The sequence below is a fragment of the Streptomyces anandii JCM 4720 genome (assembly GCF_014650655.1).
In the GTDB taxonomy this organism is placed as follows: domain Bacteria; phylum Actinomycetota; class Actinomycetes; order Streptomycetales; family Streptomycetaceae; genus Streptomyces; species Streptomyces anandii.
The window spans coordinates 446,201-450,681 of record NZ_BMVJ01000003.1; the positions used below are offsets into that span (position 1 = coordinate 446,201).

Below are 4,481 nucleotides of genomic sequence, written 5' to 3' on the forward strand. Positions count from 1 at the left end.
GCCGCTAGGGTGGCGGGGATCGAGCCGGACAGCGCGGTCCGGTCCCGTGCCCATGTGGAAAAGGTAACTCGGGCTATGCGCATTGGTGTCCTCACGTCCGGCGGCGACTGTCCCGGCCTGAACGCCGTCATCCGGTCCGTCGTGCACCGCGCCGTCGTCGACCACGGCGACGAGGTCATCGGCTTCCGGGACGGCTGGAAGGGCCTCCTGGAGTGCGACTACCTCAAGCTCGACCTCGACGCCGTGGGCGGGATCCTGGCCCGCGGCGGCACCATCCTCGGCTCCTCCCGGGTCCGTCCCGAGCATCTGCGCGACGGCGTGGAGCGGGCGCGGGGCCACGTCGAGGAGCTCGGGCTCGACGCGATCATCCCGATAGGCGGCGAGGGCACGCTGAAGGCGGCCCGGCTGCTGTCCGACAGCGGACTGCCCATCGTCGGGGTGCCCAAGACCATCGACAACGACATCGCTGTCACCGATGTCACCTTCGGCTTCGACACGGCCGTGACCGTGGCCACCGAGGCCCTGGACCGGCTGAAGACCACCGCCGAGTCGCACCAGCGGGTGCTGATCGTGGAGGTCATGGGCCGGCACACCGGCTGGATCGCGCTCCAGTCCGGCATGGCGGCCGGCGCCCACGCCATCGTCGTACCGGAACGCCCCTTCGACATCGAGGAGTTGGCGACGAAGGTCGGCGAGCGGTTCGCGGCCGGCAAGCGCTTCGCGATCGTGGTGGCCGCCGAGGGCGCCAAGCCCCGCCCCGGCACCATGGACTTCGACGAGGGCGGCAAGGACGTCTACGGCCACGAGCGGTTCGCCGGCATCGCCCGGCAGCTCTCCGTCGAGCTGGAGGAGCGCCTGGGCAAGGAGGCCCGGCCGGTCATCCTCGGGCACGTCCAGCGCGGCGGCACCCCGACGGCGTACGACAGGGTGCTCGCCACCCGGTTCGGCTGGCACGCCGTGGAGGCCGCGCACCGCGGGGAGTTCGGCCGGATGACCGCGCTGCGCGGCACGGACATCGTGATGGTGCCGCTGGCCGAGGCCGTGGAGACGCTCAAGACGGTCCCCGCCGATCGTTACGCCGAGGCGGAGTGCGTGCTGTAGCGGGCGCGCGAGCACACACCGCCCCCGGTCGCGAACGCGGCCGGGGGCGGTTCTACTCTGGGTGCGGACAGACAGCTGCGGACAGGCACAGCTGTGGTCGGACGGTGCACAACCCCCACGAACCAGGAGCCGGCGGATGGATCACAGCGGGCACGGCATGACGATGGATCTGCCGCCGTTCACGCTGGGACGCGGCCTGGAGTGGTCCGCGGACCCCTTCTTCCTCGTCGCCTGCCTGCTCGGCCTCGGCCTGTACGGCTGGGGCGTGGTGCGACTGCGGAGGCGCGGCGACTCCTGGCCGGTGGGCCGGACCGTCGCCTACGCCGTCGGTGTGCTGACCGTGATGCTGGTGATGTGCACGGGGCTGAACGACTACGGCATGGTCATGTTCAGCGTGCACATGGTCCAGCACATGGTGATCAGCATGCTCTCGCCGATCCTGATCCTGCTCGGCGCCCCGATCACGCTGGCGCTGCGCGCGCTGCCCCCGGCCGGGCGGGGCCGCAAGGGCCCGCGCGAGCTGCTGCTGGCGCTGCTGCACAGCCGCTACGTCCGCGTCGTCACCCACCCCGGGTTCACCATCCCGATGTTCATCGCGAGCCTGTACGCGCTGTACTTCACCCCACTGTTCGACTTCCTCATGGGGTCGAAGGCGGGACACATCGCGATGATGGTGCACTTCCTCGCGGTGGGCCTGGCCTTCTTCTGGCCGATCATGGGTGTGGACCCGGGCCCGAACCGGCCCGGTTACCTGATGCGGATGCTGGAGCTGTTCGCGGGCATGCCCTTCCACGCGTTCTTCGGCATCGCGCTGATGATGGCGTCCACGACCATGGTGGACACCTTCAGGAACCCGCCCGCCTCGCTCGGCATCGACGCCCTGTCGGACCAGACCGCGGCGGGCGGCATCGCGTGGGCGTTCAGCGAGGTGCCGTCGGTGCTGGTGCTGCTCGCGCTGCTGTACCAGTGGTACCGTTCCGACCAGCGGCAGGCCAAGCGCAAGGACCGCGCCGCCGACCGCGACGGTGACAAGGAGCTCGAGGCGTACAACGCCTACCTCGCCTCGCTCAACGCGCGCGGGAACTGACCGGTTCCCCCCGGGCACCCCTTCCCCACATCTGTCCGCCCGCGCCCCTGCGGGGCACCATGGAGACGGACGGACCATGAGGAGGGTGTCGCGATGCCCCGTTCCACGGACGGTTCCACGAAGGCGATGGGGGTGCTCACCGTCGGCGCGCTCGTCGTGGTGACGGCCTACACGGTGGCGCTCGGCGGCAACGGCTGGCTGTGGTTCGGCTGGGTCGTGCTGGGCCTGATCACCCTCGGCATGGTGGCCACCCGCAGCACCTGAAGCCGCGCCCGCCCGCTCACTCCCCGGGCAGCCGGCCCGCCGAGTGCACGCCCGGCTGGTACTTCGGCAGCCGTACGGTGATCTTCATGCCGGCGCCGGGCGCGGTCTCGATGACCAGGCCGTGGTCGTCGCCGTAGACCTGGCGGAGCCGGTCGTCCACGTTGGACAGGCCGATCCCGCCCGAGGGGCTGACCTCGCCCGCGAGGATGCGGCGCAGCAAAGCGGGGTCCATGCCGGCGCCGTCGTCCTCGATGACGACCAGCGCCTCGGCGCCCGCGTCCTGCGCGGTGATGCGGATGCGGCGGGTGCCCGCCTTGCCCTCCAGGCCGTGCTTGACGGCGTTCTCCACCAACGGCTGGAGGCACAGGAAGGGCAGCGCGACCGGCAGCACCTCGGGGGCGATCTGCAGGGTGACGGCGAGGCGGTCGCCGAAGCGCGCCCGTACGAGCGCCAGGTAGTGCTCTATGGCGTGCAGTTCGTCGGCGAGCGTGGTGAAGTCGCCGTGCCGGCGGAACGAGTAGCGGGTGAAGTCGGCGAACTCCAGCAGCAGCCCGCGGGCCCGCTCGGGGTCGGTGCGCACGAACGAGGCGATCACCGCGAGCGAGTTGAAGATGAAGTGCGGGGAGATCTGGGCGCGCAGGGCCTTGATCTCGGCCTCGATGAGCCGGGTGCGGGAGTCGTCGAGATCGGCGAGCTCCAACTGGACCGTCACCCAGCGGGCGACCTCGCCGGCGGCCCGGACCAGCACGGCGGACTCCCGGGGCGCGCAGGCGACCAGCGCGCCGTGCACCCGGTCGTCGACGGTGATCGGGGCGACGACGGCCCAGCGCACCGGGCAGTCGGGCACCTCGCAGGCGAGCCGGAAGGCCTCGCCGCGCCCGCTGTCCAGGGGACCGGCGAGGCGTTCCATGATCTCGTCGCGGTGGTGGGCGCCGACCCCGTCCCAGGCCAGGACCCGCCGGTCGTCGGTGAGGCACAGGGCGTCGGTGCCGAGCAGGGAGCGCAGCCGGCGGGCCGACTTGCGGGCGGTCTCCTCGGTGAGCCCGGCCCGCAGCGGGGGCGCGGCGAGGGACGCGGTGTGCAGGGTCTGGAAGGTGGCGTGCTCGACGGGGGTGCCGAGGTCGCCGAGGTTCTGCGGGCGGGCCGTGCGCCGGCCGAGCCAGAATCCGGCGGCGAGCAGCGGCAGTACCGCGACGCACAGCCCGGCGAGGAAGCCGCTCACGCCTTCACCTCCGCCCGCAGCTGTTCGGGCAGGTGGAAGCGGGCCAGGATCGCGGCCGTCCTCGGCGGCACCCGGCCGGGCGTGGCCAGGGACACCAGGATCATGGTGAGGAAGCCCAGCGGCACCGACCACAGCGCGGGCCAGGCGAGCAGGGCGTGCAGCCCCCCGGTGCCCGGCAGGCCCGCCATGGTCACGGCCACGGCGACCAGCGCGCCGCCGCCTCCCGCGAGCATCCCGGCCGCCGCGCCGGGCGGGGTGAGCCGCCGCCACCAGATGCCGAGAACGAGCAGCGGGCAGAAGGAGGACGCGGAAACGGCGAAGGCGAGCCCGACCGCGTCGGCCACCGGGAGCCCGCCGACCAGGACGCTCGCGGCCAGCGGCACGGCCATGGCGAGCACGGTGCCGAGCCGGAAGTGCCGCACCCCGCGCGAGGGCAGCACGTCCTGGGTGAGCACCCCGGCCACGGCCATGGTCAGCCCGGACGCGGTGGACAGGAAGGCGGCGAAGGCGCCGCCCGCGACGAGCGCGCCGAGCAGGTCCCCGCCGAGGCCGCCGATCATGCGGTCGGGCAGCAGCAGCACGGCGGCGTCCGCGTTGCCGGTGATGGTCAGTTCGGGGGCGTAGAGGCGGCCGAGTGCGCCGTACAGGGGAGGAAGCAGGTAGAAGCCGCCGATCAGGCCGAGCACGGCCACCGTGGTGCGGCGGGCGGCGACGCCGTGCGGACTGGTGTAGAAGCGGACGACGACGTGCGGCAGGCCCATGGTGCCGAGGAAGGTGGCGAGGATCAGTCCGTACGTGGCGTACAGC

5 protein-coding genes are annotated in these 4,481 nt (G+C 72.6%); 3 read left to right on the top strand and 2 right to left on the bottom strand.

Annotated features, from left to right (window positions below; genetic code table 11):
* Positions 1 to 75 precede the first annotated feature (75 nt).
* The 3 genes from IE249_RS07965 to IE249_RS07975 all read left to right on the top strand — a co-directional run bounded on the left by IE249_RS07965 (position 76) and on the right by IE249_RS07975 (position 2,452).
* Positions 76 to 1,101, top strand: a complete 1,026-nt coding sequence (locus IE249_RS07965; RefSeq protein WP_189704054.1) for a 6-phosphofructokinase — start codon at positions 76 to 78, stop codon at positions 1,099 to 1,101.
* Between the two features lie 136 nt (positions 1,102 to 1,237).
* The gene (locus tag IE249_RS07970; protein ID WP_189704055.1) at positions 1,238 to 2,188 is read left to right on the top strand and encodes a cytochrome c oxidase assembly protein; all 951 of its coding nucleotides are present in this window, start codon (positions 1,238 to 1,240) and stop codon (positions 2,186 to 2,188) included.
* Positions 2,189 to 2,281: 93 nt separating this feature from the next.
* On the top strand, positions 2,282 to 2,452 hold the full coding sequence (locus IE249_RS07975) for a hypothetical protein (protein ID WP_189704056.1): 171 nt from the start codon (positions 2,282 to 2,284) through the stop codon (positions 2,450 to 2,452).
* A 16-nt stretch (positions 2,453 to 2,468) separates the two neighbouring features.
* On the opposite strand, the gene IE249_RS07980 is transcribed toward IE249_RS07975, so the two are convergent.
* Positions 2,469 to 3,674: a sensor histidine kinase gene (locus IE249_RS07980; protein ID WP_189704057.1), complete on the bottom strand. Its 1,206-nt coding sequence runs from the start codon at positions 3,672 to 3,674 to the stop codon at positions 2,469 to 2,471.
* The coding region (locus IE249_RS36615; RefSeq protein ID WP_444544805.1) for a sodium:solute symporter family transporter at positions 3,671 to 4,481 on the bottom strand (811 nt) is incomplete at its 5' end. The genes IE249_RS07980 and IE249_RS36615, both read right to left, overlap by 4 nt.